Source organism: Pseudoalteromonas sp. MMG007 (assembly GCF_018100985.1).
In the GTDB taxonomy this organism is placed as follows: Bacteria; Pseudomonadota; Gammaproteobacteria; order Enterobacterales; family Alteromonadaceae; genus Pseudoalteromonas.
Genome location: NZ_JAGJEI010000004.1, coordinates 1 through 16,290 on the forward strand (window position 1 = coordinate 1; position 16,290 = coordinate 16,290).

Below are 16,290 nucleotides of genomic sequence, written 5' to 3' on the forward strand. Positions count from 1 at the left end.
TTTGATAAGTTAAACTCATATCATGAGCTGCTAAGGTAATACGTAATCTACAAGTAAAGACTCGAGCTTTAATTGTTACGCTATTCTCTTGGTAAAACCACCTCTAACCTAAAGCTAGATGGCGTCCCCAAGGGGATTCGAACCCCTGTTACCGCCGTGAAAGGGCGGTGTCCTAGGCCTCTAGACGATGGGGACACAGAAAACTGCTACCCTAGGACATTACACTAATTTTTGGTGGAGCCATGCGGGATCGAACCGCAGACCTCTTCACTGCCAGCGAAGCGCTCTCCCAGCTGAGCTATGGCCCCAACATAATCAATACTCGCTGTGATAAACACGTCGTGTATCGCTTAGTGCGGGGCGCATTCTATGCACCACCCAAAATAAAGTCAACAGTTTTTTACCTAGCTTTATTTAAATGGTTTAATTTTCAACAAACTGGCTATCAAGCGTGCTAAAAAACGCAATTTAGATAAAATCCCTCATAGGCCGCTTATAATGACACCATAATCTTAAAGCTCTTTATTAGAGCCTTCCTACCGCTATTAACCTCTTGGGTTGTATTATAAATAAAAGGTATACATTTATATGCAAATTAAGTTTAAGCGATTTACTTTTTTAAACTTGCAGCCAATAGTAAGGTTTGTTTTGTCTAGGTGGCAATTTATTAGCTGGGCGAGGCTTTAGTTTCTCGGGTTTAATGTATAAGTAAAAATAAATAAAACTTATTAAAGCTTGTGCGCCCTACTTTGCCCTTCAATTATATTTTCTTTGAATGGCACATACCTGGAATTAACTGATATTGCCTTTTTGAGAATATTCACAATATGCAATTTCTATATCACCTATACATAACTACTAATTTAACCTTCAAAGATAAATACTCTCAGCCATACATAAAAATATTAGAAAACTTTAAAGTATGTCTATTTTTATAATTGAATTGAAGCGTGTTTAACCATTTCATAGTAGAGACGTGTACTTATGAAGCTCCAGAACTGTTTGCTCTCATCTAACTCTCAACACTAAACTTGTATAAACTTTTGAATTTTGAACAAAACCCTACTAATGAATTCAAAAAGCAATTGTTGCTTGTAAAGTAATACCCCATTTCACCAGTGCCTATTGCTGTTTATTTGAACGGGCACTGTGAAATTGATGGTAAAATAGACGCAACTCATATCTCATTGTTTATAAAACCTTCATTCAGTACATTTTTATCATTCAAGTGTTGACACATTTCCAACTCTATCTATAATAGCGCCCCACAACAACGCAGCAATGTGGAGTTGTTTAGATGTGGGTGATTAGCTCAGTTGGGAGAGCATCGCCCTTACAAGGCGAGGGTCACTGGTTCAAGTCCAGTATCACCCACCACTTTTTATAAGTGTTCACATCTAAATTCTACATGGGTTGTTAGCCCAGTTAGAAAAAGAGAGCGTCACTGCTATTTAAAAATAATTGTGGGGTTCACTGGTTAAAGTCCAGTACTATTTGTTTTAATAGTAGCGTTTATTATATGTGGGTGATTAGCTCAGTTGGGAGAGCATCGCCCTTACAAGGCGAGGGTCACTGGTTCAAGTCCAGTATCACCCACCACATATAAAACCTATAATTATATTAATAGTCATGTTTTAAAGTTGTAATATGGGTCGTTAGCTCAGTTGGGAGAGCATCGCCCTTACAAGGCGAGGGTCACTGGTTCAAGTCCAGTACGACCCACCATTTTTTAAAATGGTGTATATTACAAAAATCTAAATGAGTTATTAACTCACTTAGAAAAAGAGAACATTACCGCTATTTAAAAGTAACGGCGAGGTTCACTGGTTAAAATCCAGTACTATTTATTTTAATAGTAGCGTTTTAATTTATATGTGGGTGATTAGCTCAGTTGGGAGAGCATCGCCCTTACAAGGCGAGGGTCACTGGTTCAAGTCCAGTATCACCCACCACATATAAACCTATTATTATATCAATAGTCGCGTTTAAATTTAATATGGGTCGTTAGCTCAGTTGGGAGAGCATCGCCCTTACAAGGCGAGGGTCACTGGTTCAAGTCCAGTACGACCCACCATTCTTAGAATGGTGCATCATATTAAATATATAATTTGGGTGATTAGCTCAGTTGGGAGAGCATCGCCCTTACAAGGCGAGGGTCACTGGTTCAAGTCCAGTATCACCCACCAAATTATACTAAGCGATTAATTGATAACCTTAATAAAAGTCATACCTATTATATGTGGGTGATTAGCTCAGTTGGGAGAGCATCGCCCTTACAAGGCGAGGGTCACTGGTTCAAGTCCAGTATCACCCACCACATATAACTACTCCAAAATCCATAATTTAAAATTTCCCAAAAATATCCTTTTATAAAAAATCGATTTTTACCGCATAAAACTCAATTTAAGTAATCAACCTAGTTAAAAAATAACATTCTTATCCTCTATAAATAATGCCCAGAGTTAATGATTCAAACCAGTTAGTCACCCACACATATAACTACATCCATACTACCTAATCTAAACTCTTGTGATGATATTTAACCTCTCAGTTTTATTCTAAATAATGTCTAGTAATCACTGCACATCAAATACAATTAGTTTAAATAATATAAAGACAGCTAAACGTATGAATATAAATTAATCTTCTAATAACCTCGTCTAATATATAAATTCTCTTGTAAGCAGCGAAACTGTTGATTATAGTCTGTGTTAAATACAATCACACTTAAACCAATGCCAACTAAGATCTATTCAAAAGCTAAAATATTAATAGTCGAAGAGCAGCCACTTGCTCAAAGCTATATGAAACAGTCGTTAGAAAAGCTTGGCTTTCGGCAGCTAAGTTTTGCTGATCATGCAACTTCGGCAAAAGAGCAGTGTTTAAGTGAGCAATTTGATTTAATAGTGTGTTCGTTTAATTTAAGCAAACAACAAGATGGTTATCAGCTTTACGAAGAGTTACGTGTTAAACAACTAATTAAAAACTCAACGGGTTTTATTTTTATATCTGCAGAAACCAGCGGCTCACTTGTGCATAGTGTTTTAGAGCTTCAGCCCGACGACTTTTTAGTAAAACCTTTCACCGCACAAGAACTTAAAACACGTATAGAACGAATTCTTAAACGTAAGCATGACTTACAAACTGTCTATACGTTTATCGACGATGGTAACGATTCTAAAGCAGTAAAGTATATAGATTCTGCGCTTGATAAAAATAATAGCTACAGCCCTATATTACTTCGCTTAAAAGGAGATGCCCTACTTCGCTTAAAAAGAAACGAAGAAGCAAAAGACTTTTTTAAATCAGTCCTAGATATACAAAAGTTTGCTTGGGCTAAAGTTGGTTTAGTAGAAGCGTTAATTGCAAATAATGAACATATTCTAGCGCAGCGTATGTTAAAAACTATGCTGGAACGCCATGAAACACGCTTGGTTGCACTCGACTTACTGGGGCGTTTAGAAATAAAGCTTAGTCAATTTGAATTAGCACAGGAATTTTTAAGTCAAGCGGTTGATATCGCTCCTCGAAATATTTCCCGTCAGAAGTCGTTAAGTAATGTATCGTTAATTAATCACGACTACGAAAAGAGCTATTTAACGCAAAAAGAAATCGCCAGTTATGCCAAACATTCAATACACGACAACCCCGACATTTACCTAAATGCGGCTCGTGCAGGTATCGACTTTGCGTTAACAACTGATCAAACAGATCAAATTCAGCGTATTTCACGTCAAACTAATAAATATATTAACGACTTAAAACAACAATTTCCTAATAACACTAATCAAGCACAAATTGATGTATTAAATGCTCGCCTACATTATTTAAAAGATGAACATCAAAAAGCAAAAAAACTGATAGAGCAACTTGATGAAGACGACTCACATATTCGCTCAGTAGATGGAGCGCTTGATAAAGCAAAAGCATTTCATGAGCTTGGTTTTCACCAAAAAGCACAAACTTTGTTTACTCAAATTATTAGCCATTGCGAGCGCCACCCAACTGTAAGCGACACGACTTATCTGCGTTATATTCAACAACAGCAAAGTGAACGTAGAGATATTAAAATGGGCCCTAAAGAGCTTAACAACCATGCGGTTAGTCAGTTCAACAAAGGTCAGTTAAATATGGCGTTAGAAGCGTTTACAAAAGCATTTAGAGTTATGCCACGCAATCCTAGTATTGCGCTTAATTTATTACAGTGTTTGTTTGATTCAACCAAGCAAAAAGGCGGCACTTTTAACCTGGCTATCGCCAAAAAATGCTACGCCCTTTTGAGTAAATCATCACTACCTACCGATCAGGCGCAAAGGTTAGATAAAATTTTGCATATGGCCAAAGAAATGAAGCTCGATATTCAAAATCCGGACAAATAGCTTTTATAGCTTTTTCATTGCTGCAGCGTTTACGCAATAACGTAAACCAGTAGGCTGAGGCCCATCAGGAAATATGTGCCCTAAGTGCGCATCGCACACATTGCAAACCACTTCTACACGCTGCATACCATGGCTTGAATCACTCACGTACCCTATTGCTTCAATAGTGGCTGGTTGAGTAAACGAAGGCCAACCTGTGCCGCTATCAAACTTTTCATCCGCGTCGAATAATAAGTTATCACAACATACGCATGCATATTTGCCTGGCTCTAATAATGTACAACTTTGAGAGCTATGTGGACGTTCAGTGCCTTTTTTACGAGTAACATAGTATTGGTCTTCACTAAGGAGCTCTCGCCACTGTTCGTCGCTTTTCACAACCTTTTTAGGGGGAGTTGGATTGCCATTGCTAGCAAAATTAATAACATCGTTCCATTTCAACATAACAGCCTCATAAATAATTAAAAAGCATTAGGGTGTAAGCCTAATTAAGGTAGAGGTAAACTAAAGTAAATCAAAGCGTTTTAAATACACTATCACCCGACTTGATTTATCCAAAATGTATTGTTTGCTTCTCAGATTCTGTAAGTATACGTTTAACAAATGCATCTAGTTCAGTACTTTGCGCCGGTAGGCTCATGCTTAACTGACGATCATTACTGCTGTGTATTATTAGCTCATCACTTTTACTTTCAACACGTTCAATATTACTAATAACCAACCAATGCGGGCCGTGCTTTTTATCAAAAAAGCCTGTCAGGCTAAACAACATAAGATGCTGTGCGTCGCGTTGAATAAAATTATCTAATCGATTTCTCGATTTAAATAACGCCGTTAACCTATAAAAACTAGAGCAAAGTACAAAAAGCCACACACCAAATAAAAACTTAAACCACATGTACTCACTAAGATTAGTGCTCAACGCAAGCACTAAAAGCACCAATGCAATGACCGATACCACCATCGCTATTTTTTTATTTACGGCGTCCATTTCAATCCTTTGTGAGTAATTTTTTTTCTGTAGATGCTTTTTCTGTAGGCTCGGGCCAATCATTAAAAAACACGGTTAAATATCGGCTTTTAGCCAAGTACCAAAGTACCCACAAAACAATAACCATTTGTACCGCTAAAAATAGCGAAAACCGATAATGACTATGAGCCGCCAGTATACTAAGCCACGCTAAATCAATCACAGCGCACAAAATAAGTGGCCAGCGCATATGGCGCCATACTTTTGCTAATTTTTCACTCGCGCTGTGTGAATCTCTTGGCCGGCGCAAACAAAACAATACCGTAGGTACAATCGCAATGGCACCAATACTAATAGCAATAAAAAAATCATTTTTGGTTTTAAAGAATAACGACATTAAATCAAGTTCTGGTCTGCGGCTAAGGGCCGCAATCACCCAAATAAAATATGAGCGCAGTAATACCAGCACACTTAAATGAAATGCAATGGGCGTACGGTAACTCCCGTATTTGTCCCAGTACTCTGGCCCATATCGGCTCATTATTTTTTATCCTAACCGTTATATTTTTCAAACAAGGCAATTAAATCTTCTTCGCTAAGTATTTCAATACCTAGGTCCTGTGCTTTGGTAAGTTTTGAGCCTGCTTTTTCACCTGCCACTAAGGCATCTGTTTTAGCCGACACACTGCCAGCCACTTTTGCACCTAGTTGCTGTAAACGAGCTTTTGCGTCATTTCGATTTAATGTATTTAATGTCCCCGTAAGTACATACGTTAAATCAGCCAAAGGTTGCTCATCTTTTGATGGTGCACTAAGCGCAGGCCAATTAATACCTTGCTCTATCAACGCATTAACTACATCAACATTATGTTGCTCATCAAAAAAGCCACGAACATGAGTTGCTACAATAGCGCCTACATCACTTACTTGCGTTAAACTATCTATGCTGGCATTTGTTACATTTTCAAGGGTTAAAAAGTGATTAGCTAAGTTTTGTGCAGTTGCTTCACCTACTTCTCTTATGCCTAAAGAGTATAAAAATTTAGCAAGCGTAGTGGCTTTTGCATCCTCAAGCGCGCCTACTAAATTTTTAGCCGACTTAGGCCCCATACGTTCAAGCGATTCAAAATGGCCTTGTTTCAAAATAAACAAATCTGCGGGCGTTTTAACCAGCTCTCTATCGACCAATTGATCAACTATTTTATCGCCTAGGCCGTCAACATCTAGCGCTTTGCGTGAGGCAAAGTGCTTAATAGCCTGTTTGCGCTGTGCCGGACATACAAGTCCCCCAGTACAACGGGCTACGGCTTCACCTTCCACTTTTTCTACGTGGGAGTCACAAATTGGGCACGTTTTAGGAAACTCAATACCACGAGCATCGTCAGGTCGGCGCTCAAGCACTACTTGTGTAATTTGTGGAATTACATCGCCAGCACGGCGAATAATAACGGTATCACCTACTTTTACACCTAAACGGGCAATTTCATCACCATTATGAAGCGTGGCATTTGAGACCGTAACACCGCCAACAAATACTGGCTCTAAACGGGCAACCGGTGTTATTGCACCGGTACGGCCAACCTGAAACTCTACATCGAGTAATTGAGTAACCTCTTCTTGCGCCGGAAATTTATACGCAATAGCCCAGCGCGGAGCACGTGCTACAAACCCTAAACGCTCTTGTAAGGCCTTTTCGTTTATTTTAATTACTACGCCATCAATTTCATATTTAAGCTCGCCACGGCGCGTTAAAATATCGCTATAATATTCAAGTGCCGCTTGAGTGCCTTCTACCAATTTAGTTTCTGGGCAAAGTGGTAATCCCCAATCGGTTAATTTAGCCAATTGCTGGTAATGATCCTCAGGGATGCTGCCATCGGCAACCAAACCTGTACTGTACGCATAAAACATCAACGGGCGTTTAGCGGTAATTTTTGAGTCAAGCTGGCGCAAACTTCCAGCTGCGGCATTACGTGGATTTACAAACACCTTATCGCCGCGTTTTTGCGCTTCAGTATTTAATTTATCAAAGCCAGCACTATCCATAAATACTTCACCGCGCACTTCAAGCTCTGCAGGATAATCGCCACGCAGCTTTAGTGGTACATTACGAATTGTTTTTACATTTTGGGTAATGTTTTCACCGGTAAATCCATCCCCGCGCGTTGCTGCTTGTACTAATACACCATCACGGTAAATAATAGAGACTGCTAGGCCATCTAGTTTTGGTTCACAGCAAAAAGTAAGCTCGCCTGTACTCATTAAACGCTCTTTTATACGACGATTAAATGCGCTGAACTCTTCTTCGCTAAAAGCATTATCAAGCGATAACATAGGCACTTGGTGAGCAACTTGCTCAAATTTACTCAGTGCTGCCCCGCCCACTTTTTGAGTTGGCGAATCGGGCGTTAAAAATTCTGGGTGCTGGGTTTCAAGTGCACTGAGTTCGCGTAATAGCCTATCGTATTCAGCATCTGGGATGCTTGGTGTATCAAGCACATAATAATTGTAGTTGTGCTGCTCTAAAGTACGACGAAGATGATTAACTTGCTCACTAATGCTGCTAGACATTTAAACCTCAAAAAACATAAAAAAAGCCACTTTTAGTTAAGTGGCTTAATAAAAAATAATGTATGCGTATTAATTACGCAGAAAATGCACGAACCTGCTCAACATATTGGCGAACACGGTCAACACTCATTTCTTCACGCTCGGCATCTAAAATTTGTGCGCCAAACTCATCAGCAATTTTTTTAGCCGCGCTGTGCAACATATTAAACGCTGCAAGCCCATCGCCTTCGCAAGGCAGAGTCATAAATAAGCTCACACCCGCTGTGCTAAATTGTTCCATATTGTCTATATCAAACGTGCCTGGGTTGTACATATTTACCAGTCTGAATAACACTGGTCCTTGGCCTGCTGGGTCAATATGACGATTAAAAAAACCTTCTTCTGAATACTTAAAGCCTAAAGTGTTCACTGCTGGCAATAATTTACTGCCCTGCATGGTTAACCCTTCTGGCATTTGTATATGCACAATTACAAAGTCAGACATCTCAACTGGCGCAGTTTCTTCGCTTTGTGGCTGGGCTTCTGGCTCTTGCACAATTTCCAAATCATCTTCAATTGGAATTTCTGGAACGCTTGTATCCATTTGAGGCTCGTTAGCATCAAAGTTAAGCTCACCAAATTGCGGCTCATCGCGCTGGGTAACTTCTGGCTCTTTTGGCTGTGCAGCCGGTGTATGAGATGGAGTCTCTTGCATTGGTTCTACCCGCTCGCTAGCAGGTACTTCTGGGCTGTCTTTTTTTCTAACTGACCATAAACCGTGTACTAATAAGCCACCTATGACAAATACACTGATCACGATTAAAACCCATCTTAGTTCTTCGGCCATCCCCTCACCTTTTATTATTTGATATGCCTAAACCTGTGCATTAGTAAAATACTAATACGCTTAAATTAAAATATTATGTGTGTGCAAGTTGCACTGCTTGTTCTATATCTACTGCTACCATTCGTGAAACGCCTGGCTCCGCCATAGTAACGCCAGTTAATCGCCCTGCCATTTCCATCGCAATTTTATTATGACTAATATAAATAAACTGCACTGATTGTGACATTTCTTCAACCAAACGGCAAAAACGAACCACATTGGCATCATCAAGCGGAGCATCTACCTCGTCCAGCATACAGAATGGAGCTGGATTGAGCCTGAATATAGAAAACACTAATGATAATGCGGTCAGCGCTTTTTCTCCACCACTTAACAAATGAATTGTTGAATTTTTCTTGCCGGGTGGTCGTGCCATTATACTAACACCACTTTCGAGTAAATCGTCACTGGTTAACTCTAAATATGCACTCCCGCCACCAAATACTTTTGGAAATAGCTCTGCAAAGTCTTCGTTAACTTGATTAAAGGTCGCTTTAAAGCGTGTTTTTGTCTCAATATCTATTTTCCGAATGGCACCTTCGAGAGTATTTAGCGCTTTGGTTAAATCATCTAATTGGTTATCTAGGTATTCACTACGCTGCTTTGCAAGGTCAAACTCTTCTATTGCTGCTAAATTTACGGCGCCTAATTTTTCAAGCTGATTAGTTATTCCCGTTAACTGGTTTTGCGTGGCACTTAAACTTAAAGAGTCAGGTAATGCTTCGAGTATGTGCTTTAAGTTTTGTTTTAGCTCGTCTAATGGCTCAAGCGCTGCTTGTGCTTTGATAAGTAGGCTTTGTTCTTCAATGGTGAGTTTTTGATGCAGCTCTTGTAAACCCACCAGCTCACCTTGTGAATTCTTAAGGCTCGCTTGCTTTGTATTTAAGCTTTCTTTAGCTTGAGCAAGTTTACTTTGAAGCGATATTAGCACCTGCTCACCTTGCTTGTGTTGCTCAAGCAAGCTTGCAATTTTATCTGTGAGTTCTTGCTCTGGAATGAGGAGCTCTTCTATTTCCTCAAGTAACTCTTTAGCGCCTTCACTTGCACTTTTATGCTCTTGCTTTGCATGGTTAAGTTTAGTTTGGCTTAGTTGCCATTCACTTTGTATTTTTTGTTCGTATAAACTACTTTGATGCGCTTGCGTTTTATATTGCTCAAGCGTGGTTATAGCTTGGCTATACTGCGACTCGCTTTGTATTCGAGCATTATTTGCATTTGCTAAATCATCAGTTAAATTAAGCTGCTGCTCTTTAATTACTTCAAGCACTTGCACTTGTTCATCGCACGTTTTTAATAACTGCGTGTGCTCAGTTGTTAATGTCAGCTTTTGCTGTTCAAGTTTTTCTAATTGTTGTAAGTGCTGAGCAACTTGCTCTTTAAGCATGTCGCTACGCGTTGTGGCTATAGCAATATTTTGTGCAAGTTGATGTATAGCCTCTTTAAGCTCGTTTAATTCATTACTTTGCTGTGTTTGCTGAGCTTTGTAATCGTCAAACTGCTGTTGTATGTTTTGCAGCGTTTGCTGTGCAGCGTTTAATTGTGTTGTCTTTTCTTTTAGCTGTTTATGCTTTAAAAGTTGAGAGTTATCAGCATTTTTATCGGCGCTAACATGCCAATTTCGAGCATGAAGTGCACCTGTTCTATCCATCACCGCAATATAAAAATCATCTTTTAGCAGTGTTAAATCGGCCACTTCGCTATAAGCAATGCGTGTGAGTAAGTCAGGGTAAACACCCTTATTAATAAATGCAGCTAAGCTGTTTTTTGGCACAGCTTTATTACTTTGCCAAACACTGTTATTACTTTGCTGTTTAGTTACATGTAAATGCTCAAGTGATTGCAAGGCTTGTTCAATTATGTGCTCAAACCCTTCTTTAACCACTAATTGCTTAAATAAATTTTGGCTCTGAGCATTTTTATCTTCAAGTCCAAGGCTACTCATCAAACCAGCTATACTGGCTTTTAGCTCGTTAAGGTGCTGTAAGTTATCTTCAAGCTGCTTTTGAGCTTGCTCAACTAAATTATTCTGCTCTGCAAGTTCAGCACTGCAATGCGACTGCGTAGTTTGCTTACTGGCAAGTTCTTGAGTGAGGGCTTGGCGCCTTTGTGTTTGCTCAACTAGCTGCTGCTCTATATCGCTACTTTTAAGTTCATTAATTTGCTGTTGTACTTGGCTTAGCTGATTACTTACATGCTCACGTGCTTGAACGCTTTGATTAATCGTACTTTGCTGCAATTGCGCTTTACTATTATGTTCAAGCTGCTGCTCATTTAAAGCTTGCCACACACGCGTAGTTTGCAGCTTTTCATTAGCTAATAACTCTAATGTTTGAGTCAACTCATCAACTTGCTCGGTGCACATTAAGCTTTGCTCTGTGGCGTCTTGCAAGGTAATTGCGAGTTGTTCACATACACTTTGCTGCTGTAATTTGAGTTCTAAGCTTTGCGATTGACGTAGCTCTAGCTTTACACGATTTTGTTTAAGCGTTTGTGTTTGTTGTTTAATATTTATTTGTTGCTGCTCAGCACGAGTCAACTCAGTGTGAGTAACGTGTTGCTGATACTGCGCGTCGCTTAATTTATCTTGTTGTGCTTGAACTTGCCCCTCTAGGCTTGCAAGTACGTCATCGTGACCTGAGTGCGCCGTTTTAAAAAACGTTATTTGCTCATTCAGCTTATTAATTTGTGTGCTTTTTTCGAGCTGTTGTTGATGCAGCTTTTGCCATTTTAAAACAGCAATTTGACCTTTTAAAGTGCGCTCTTGCGCCTTGAGCTCTCGGTATTTTTTAGCATCAACTGATTGTACGGCAAGTTTATCAAGCTGAGTTTGCAGCTCTTTGCGCACATCAAGTAATCGCTCTAGGTTTTCGCGGGTACTTTTGATACGTGTTTGGGTTTCGCGGCGGCGCTCTTTGTATTTAGACACACCGGCGGCTTCTTCTAAAAACACGCGCAGCTCTTGCGGTTTACTTTCTATTAAGCGCGAGATCATCCCTTGCTCAATAATCGCATAGCTACGCGGCCCAAGCCCTGTGCCTAAAAATATATCGGTAATATCGCGCTTACGACATTTGCTTCCGTTTAAAAAATACAGCGATTGCCCGTCACGAGTGACTAAGCGTTTAATTGCAATTTGATTACGATCGGCAAAAGTATTGGGGATATCACCACGGGTATTATCAAAAATCAGCTCTACAGAGGCTTGTGAGATAGGTTTACGATTAGTTGAGCCATTAAAAATGACATCGGTCATGGCATCGCCACGTAAGTTTTTAGCAGAGCTTTCACCAAGCACCCACCGCACTGCATCAATAACGTTAGATTTGCCGCAGCCATTAGGGCCAACAACACACGTCATTTGATCAGGAAATGGAATTTTAGTGGGCTCTACAAACGATTTAAAGCCCGCTAATTTGATTGTGCTTAAGCGCATCTTATTGTTATTACCGATTATTATTGTTGTTAATTACAAACAATTTAACTCATAAATAGTTAAATTGTTAAGCTTGGCGTTTAAAGTTATCTAAAATAATACCGGTGGCCATTGCTACATTAAGTGACTCTGCACCGCCAAAAGCAGGTATGGTTATTTTGTCGCTCACTAATTTTGAACATTCCTCGCGTATTCCATGCGATTCACTGCCCATAAGCAAAACACCTTCACCACTGAACTGTGTTTTATGCACACTTTGCCCATCTAAAAACGCACCATATATTGGCAAGTTTAAAGTTTGTAAATATTCAGGTAATTCAACTTGGCTTACAGATACTCTTACAAACGAGCCCATAGTGGCACTAATCGTTTTAGGGTTGTAAGCATCGGCGCTGTCGGTACTCGTTACAATATGCTTAATGCCGTACCAATCAGCAACTCTAATAATAGTGCCTAAATTGCCCGGATCTGATACGCCATCAAGAGCAAGGATTAACCCATTACTTTTTGGAAGCGCTGTATTTGGCATATTAACAATAGCAATTGCAGCATTATTACTTACCAGCGTACTTGCTTTTGTGAGTTGCTCTTCTTGAGCCTCAGTTAATTGGGCATGAGGATATTGGCTTTGATAAGTGTTAATAAACGCCTGTGTAGCAAATATATCAACCGCTTTTAATGGGCTGTTTAACAACTCAAGTACGTTTTTTTCACCTTGCACAAGGTATTGATTATATTGCTTTCGGTACTTTTTTTGGCCAAGTTGGCGAATAAGTTTGAGTTGGTTTTTTGAAATCATAGCAGCCCCATAAAATTATCCCCGCAGTATAACAGATTTAACAAACACATCTGAACTTCAAAAACATGAAAACGCCGATTAAGCTTCCGCTATTTTTTTAGCGCTACGCTCAAAAGTGAGATTAATACGCATAAACATGCCTTTAATTGCTTCAACCTGATTTGTTTCGCCTGAAGCATCTACTAGCTCTGTGTATAAAGCGTCTGATTTGTTTTTAAACTCATCGCTACTTTTACCTTTTGTTGCCAGTAAAAAAGCATCGGCAAGGGCATGTTGCCAACTAATAAGTTGCTTTAAGTCTTTGCCAGCAAGTTGTGTACAAATAGACTGCAAGCGAATAGATGCGTGTCCTATGTTTAAAGCGGTTAACGCTAAGTCGGTGATCGCACGCGTATGAGAGCCTTGATCGTAATTAGTCAAACGCAGTAAACGATCTGACATTCTGCGGTTATACCAAATAGCAGGCATGCGCTGTTGATGGATATGTAATAAGTCTTGATGCGTTGTTTTAAACACTCGGTGAATAAGTAAACGTACACTCGGTCCAGTAATCAAGTGAAATACCCAATACAAAATACTCACACCCGCAAAAATAGCCATTGCTGCGCTTAAAGTATAATCGATAGAAAACGCCAAACTCATATCAGTACTTGGTCGCACTAAAATAGTAAACGGAATACAAAACCCTAAACCGTAAGGCAGTGTGGCTCTATCTGCCAGTAGCAGTAAACCTAAAAAGTAAGGCCCCGCCAGTATCAAAATTAAAATCTCTAGCTGCCCACCACTTTGTGAAAGTAAATTAAGCGCATAAAAAACAGTGACGAACGAGGCGACAGCAATACCTATTAATAAGCGCTTTAAAACGACCTTTAACATGGCAAGAGGTATACGCGCCAACATGATTGAAAAAATGACTGGTAAAATCATAATCATTAATGCAGCTGATGAGCCTGTGCTTACCCAAACAAATGCACCAGTAATAAATACTAAGCTAGTTCTAAGTCCTACAAACATTCCCGCTAAAGGATCACGATAGGTCAGCATGCTAGGGGCATTTAATAGGCTTTGGTCTCGCTCTTCTAATGCTTTATATGCTTTGAGTAATATGGTTAACTCAGAGGCTATTTCTAGGGCTAGCGACAACATATGCGATTCGAATGGGGAGTCGGTTTGATTATTCGCCTTAAGCGCAGTTAAGCGTTTTCTATAAGCTTTTACCTCATCTGCGCAATATTGAAAACTGTCTGATTTGGCAATATTGCATAAAACATCACTCATATTATGCATAAGCGTTGTTAAATCGGGTGTGATCAACTCAGTATGACTTCGCTGCAAGCGACCAAAAATTTGAATTAGCGCAAGTAAAGAGAGTACTTTTTGAGAAACTTGGTTTGCGGCACGGGCGCGCCCGGGTCCTTTGGGGCCTTCGTACCTTACCGCGCTTGAATCCTCATTTATAGCGCCAAGAGTTGCCATTATTGTATCTATTTTTTGATGACGTTTTTCGTGTGTGCCTTTTTCATCTATTTCGGTCATTAAGTAATTTAATGTTTGGTTAATAACAGCGCGTGCTTGTACCTGCAAAGTCTCTTTTACCTTAACAGGCCAAAATAAATGACTCACTAAACCTGCACATAACGACCCCACTACGATTTCGCTCATTCGAGATTGTGCTATATCAAAAACGGCTTGGCTACTTACTGTTGCTGGATTGGCCATCACTAAAAGTACAATAATTTCAGCCGTCACTGCTGCCATAGCAAACGCATAGATAAAGTTGGTTTGTCGCACCATTGCCGAAAGTGCTGAGTTTAACCCTAGCCACAATGCTAAAGTACTCAAAGCAAGGTATGGATAAGGCATAAGTTGCGTAAGTAAAAATATACCAAATAAGCCTCCTACAATAGTGCCTATTATTTGGCAAATGGCTTTTTCTATAACTAAACCACTTTCAGGGCGCAATTGTAAAAAAATAGCTGATACTAATGCCCAATAAGGCCTATCTAAATTTAAATACATAGCAACGCTTAACGACATTGCCATAGCAATAACGCCTTTTGTTGCAAAAATAATGGCTTGTTTTTTTGGAAAGAATAAATTCCTCAATACATCACCCAAGGTGTTCTCCTTAATGCGTATTGAGGTGAATTGTGGCTGTCATACCTGCGCTAAGCTGCATGTTTTTTGGTACGGTGTCTAATTTAATATCAACAGGTATGCGCTGTGACAAACGCACCCAATTGAATGTTTGCTGTACTACAGGTAGCAACTGCGTATTACTTTGTGTATTGGTGTTGGCTATGGCTTTACCCACACTAGTCACATGACCCGTTATAGCTTCACCACCACTTAAAAGGGATATTTTTGCTTTTTGATTATTATGTATTAAAGGGATTTTGGTTTCTTCAAAGTAACCCGTTACATAAAAAGAATCTGACTTAACAATTGCAAATACTGAAGTTCCTTGCGCTACGTAATTACCCTCACGCAGGCTTAAATTAATAATTTGCCCACTCACCGGTGCGTATGCTTTTGTTCTATCAACGTTTAGCTGCGCTATTGCTTGCTCTGTTTTTGCAAGTTCATAATTAGCTTTGGCTATTTTTGAATTAATACGTGTTGACTCAAGGCTTTCTTCGCTGATGGCCTGTTGTGTATTTAGGCCTTTCCTGCGTTGTAGCTTGTGCTTTGCAAGCTCCCATGTGTATAAGGCATTTTCGGTATTGGCTTTACTTTTATCAAGCGCCGCTTGATAGCGTTTATCATCAACACTAAAAAGTAAATCTCCCTTTTTGATGCTTTGCCCATCTTTTATATTTAACTTAGTTACCCAACCAGATACATCAGGCGAAACAGTGACTATTTCAGCCCTTATACGGCCATCTCTGGTCCATGGCGTGTGCATATAATCAGTCCATATCCAGCGACCTGCAAAAACAGCAGCTATAACAACAATAACAGTTATAAATATACGTAAATATTTTGTCATCTAATTTATCTTCCACTGAGTAAATAAACGGTTAAGGCCATATAACAAATAAATAAAGACACCTCAAACCACGCCACCTTCCAAATACGCTCGTGCCAATCTAAACGGTGTAATACAAACCGAGTAATGGCCGTTAAAACAAACGCTATAGGAAAATAAATAACCAAAGGGCTAAACTCTACTCCGCCTAAAACAACGGCTTGCAACATAATAAAATCCATTCGTGCTTAAAAACGGTTATAAACAATGCCTGATATGAACAGTTGACCAATTATAATCACTTG

Annotated in this window: 11 protein-coding genes and 9 tRNA genes; 8 read left to right on the top strand and 12 right to left on the bottom strand. The window is 39.5% G+C overall.

Translation table 11 applies throughout. The annotated features are described in order from the left end of the window. Positions 1-119: 119 nt before the first annotated feature. Positions 120-195, bottom strand: a tRNA-Glu gene (locus tag J8L71_RS06900). A gap of 37 nt (positions 196-232) precedes the next feature. Further along, positions 233-308: transfer RNA gene (locus tag J8L71_RS06905), tRNA-Ala, on the bottom strand. Positions 309-1,301: 993 nt separating this feature from the next. Between J8L71_RS06905 and J8L71_RS06910 the strand changes: the two genes are divergently transcribed. From J8L71_RS06910 to J8L71_RS06945, 8 genes are all read left to right on the top strand, one after another. Then, positions 1,302-1,377 (top strand) — tRNA-Val (locus J8L71_RS06910). Between the two features lie 146 nt (positions 1,378-1,523). Then, positions 1,524-1,599 (top strand) — tRNA-Val (locus J8L71_RS06915). Positions 1,600-1,649: 50 nt separating this feature from the next. After that, a tRNA-Val gene (locus tag J8L71_RS06920) sits at positions 1,650-1,725 on the top strand. A gap of 151 nt (positions 1,726-1,876) precedes the next feature. Then, positions 1,877-1,952: transfer RNA gene (locus J8L71_RS06925), tRNA-Val, on the top strand. Positions 1,953-1,998: 46 nt separating this feature from the next. Next, positions 1,999-2,074, top strand: a tRNA-Val gene (locus J8L71_RS06930). Between the two features lie 36 nt (positions 2,075-2,110). Then, a tRNA-Val gene (locus J8L71_RS06935) sits at positions 2,111-2,186 on the top strand. A gap of 55 nt (positions 2,187-2,241) precedes the next feature. Further along, positions 2,242-2,317 (top strand) — tRNA-Val (locus J8L71_RS06940). 418 nt (positions 2,318-2,735) lie between these two features. Further along, complete coding sequence (locus J8L71_RS06945) at positions 2,736-4,379, top strand: tetratricopeptide repeat-containing response regulator (RefSeq protein WP_211000091.1); 1,644 nt, start codon at positions 2,736-2,738, stop codon at positions 4,377-4,379. A 3-nt stretch (positions 4,380-4,382) separates the two neighbouring features. On the opposite strand, the gene msrB is transcribed toward J8L71_RS06945, so the two are convergent. From msrB to J8L71_RS06995, 10 genes are all read right to left on the bottom strand, one after another. Continuing rightward, positions 4,383-4,823 carry a peptide-methionine (R)-S-oxide reductase MsrB gene (gene msrB, locus J8L71_RS06950; RefSeq protein ID WP_210999911.1) on the bottom strand — a complete coding sequence of 147 codons (441 nt, stop codon included), beginning with the start codon at positions 4,821-4,823 and terminating at the stop codon, positions 4,383-4,385. A 106-nt stretch (positions 4,824-4,929) separates the two neighbouring features. Further along, positions 4,930-5,370, bottom strand: a complete 441-nt coding sequence (locus J8L71_RS06955; RefSeq protein ID WP_210999912.1) for a hypothetical protein — start codon at positions 5,368-5,370, stop codon at positions 4,930-4,932. Position 5,371: 1 nt separating this feature from the next. Next, entirely contained in the window at positions 5,372-5,890 is a 519-nt protein-coding gene (locus tag J8L71_RS06960; protein WP_210999913.1) for a DUF2919 domain-containing protein, read from the bottom strand. An 11-nt stretch (positions 5,891-5,901) separates the two neighbouring features. Next, entirely contained in the window at positions 5,902-7,920 is a 2,019-nt protein-coding gene (gene ligA, locus J8L71_RS06965) for an NAD-dependent DNA ligase LigA (RefSeq protein ID WP_210999914.1), read from the bottom strand. Between the two features lie 73 nt (positions 7,921-7,993). Then, positions 7,994-8,746, bottom strand: a complete 753-nt coding sequence (gene zipA / locus J8L71_RS06970) for a cell division protein ZipA (RefSeq protein WP_104642330.1) — start codon at positions 8,744-8,746, stop codon at positions 7,994-7,996. Positions 8,747-8,819: 73 nt separating this feature from the next. Then, positions 8,820-12,218, bottom strand: a complete 3,399-nt coding sequence (locus tag J8L71_RS06975; RefSeq protein ID WP_210999915.1) for an AAA family ATPase — start codon at positions 12,216-12,218, stop codon at positions 8,820-8,822. 67 nt (positions 12,219-12,285) lie between these two features. Next, complete coding sequence (locus J8L71_RS06980; RefSeq protein ID WP_210999916.1) at positions 12,286-13,017, bottom strand: RNA methyltransferase; 732 nt, start codon at positions 13,015-13,017, stop codon at positions 12,286-12,288. A gap of 78 nt (positions 13,018-13,095) precedes the next feature. Next, on the bottom strand, positions 13,096-15,135 hold the full coding sequence (locus J8L71_RS06985; RefSeq protein WP_210999917.1) for an FUSC family protein: 2,040 nt from the start codon (positions 15,133-15,135) through the stop codon (positions 13,096-13,098). Between the two features lie 10 nt (positions 15,136-15,145). Next, the gene (locus J8L71_RS06990) at positions 15,146-16,006 is read right to left on the bottom strand and encodes an HlyD family secretion protein (protein WP_210999918.1); all 861 of its coding nucleotides are present in this window, start codon (positions 16,004-16,006) and stop codon (positions 15,146-15,148) included. A 5-nt stretch (positions 16,007-16,011) separates the two neighbouring features. Further along, complete coding sequence (locus tag J8L71_RS06995) at positions 16,012-16,215, bottom strand: DUF1656 domain-containing protein (protein ID WP_210999919.1); 204 nt, start codon at positions 16,213-16,215, stop codon at positions 16,012-16,014. Between the last annotated feature and the right edge of the window lie 75 nt (positions 16,216-16,290).

Excerpts from the sequence above, each read along its gene's own strand:
- J8L71_RS06945 (WP_211000091.1), top strand. The coding sequence starts at position 2,736 with ATGCCAACTAAGATCTATTCAAAAGCTAAAATATTAATAGTCGAAGAG.
- msrB (WP_210999911.1), bottom strand. The coding sequence starts at position 4,823 with ATGTTGAAATGGAACGATGTTATTAATTTTGCTAGCAATGGCAATCCA.
- J8L71_RS06955 (WP_210999912.1), bottom strand. The coding sequence starts at position 5,370 with ATGGACGCCGTAAATAAAAAAATAGCGATGGTGGTATCGGTCATTGCA.
- J8L71_RS06960 (WP_210999913.1), bottom strand. The coding sequence starts at position 5,890 with ATGAGCCGATATGGGCCAGAGTACTGGGACAAATACGGGAGTTACCGT.
- ligA (WP_210999914.1), bottom strand. The coding sequence starts at position 7,920 with ATGTCTAGCAGCATTAGTGAGCAAGTTAATCATCTTCGTCGTACTTTA.
- zipA (WP_104642330.1), bottom strand. The coding sequence starts at position 8,746 with ATGGCCGAAGAACTAAGATGGGTTTTAATCGTGATCAGTGTATTTGTC.
- J8L71_RS06975 (WP_210999915.1), bottom strand. The coding sequence starts at position 12,218 with ATGCGCTTAAGCACAATCAAATTAGCGGGCTTTAAATCGTTTGTAGAG.
- J8L71_RS06980 (WP_210999916.1), bottom strand. The coding sequence starts at position 13,017 with ATGATTTCAAAAAACCAACTCAAACTTATTCGCCAACTTGGCCAAAAA.
- J8L71_RS06990 (WP_210999918.1), bottom strand. The coding sequence starts at position 16,006 with ATGACAAAATATTTACGTATATTTATAACTGTTATTGTTGTTATAGCT.
- J8L71_RS06995 (WP_210999919.1), bottom strand. The coding sequence starts at position 16,215 with ATGTTGCAAGCCGTTGTTTTAGGCGGAGTAGAGTTTAGCCCTTTGGTT.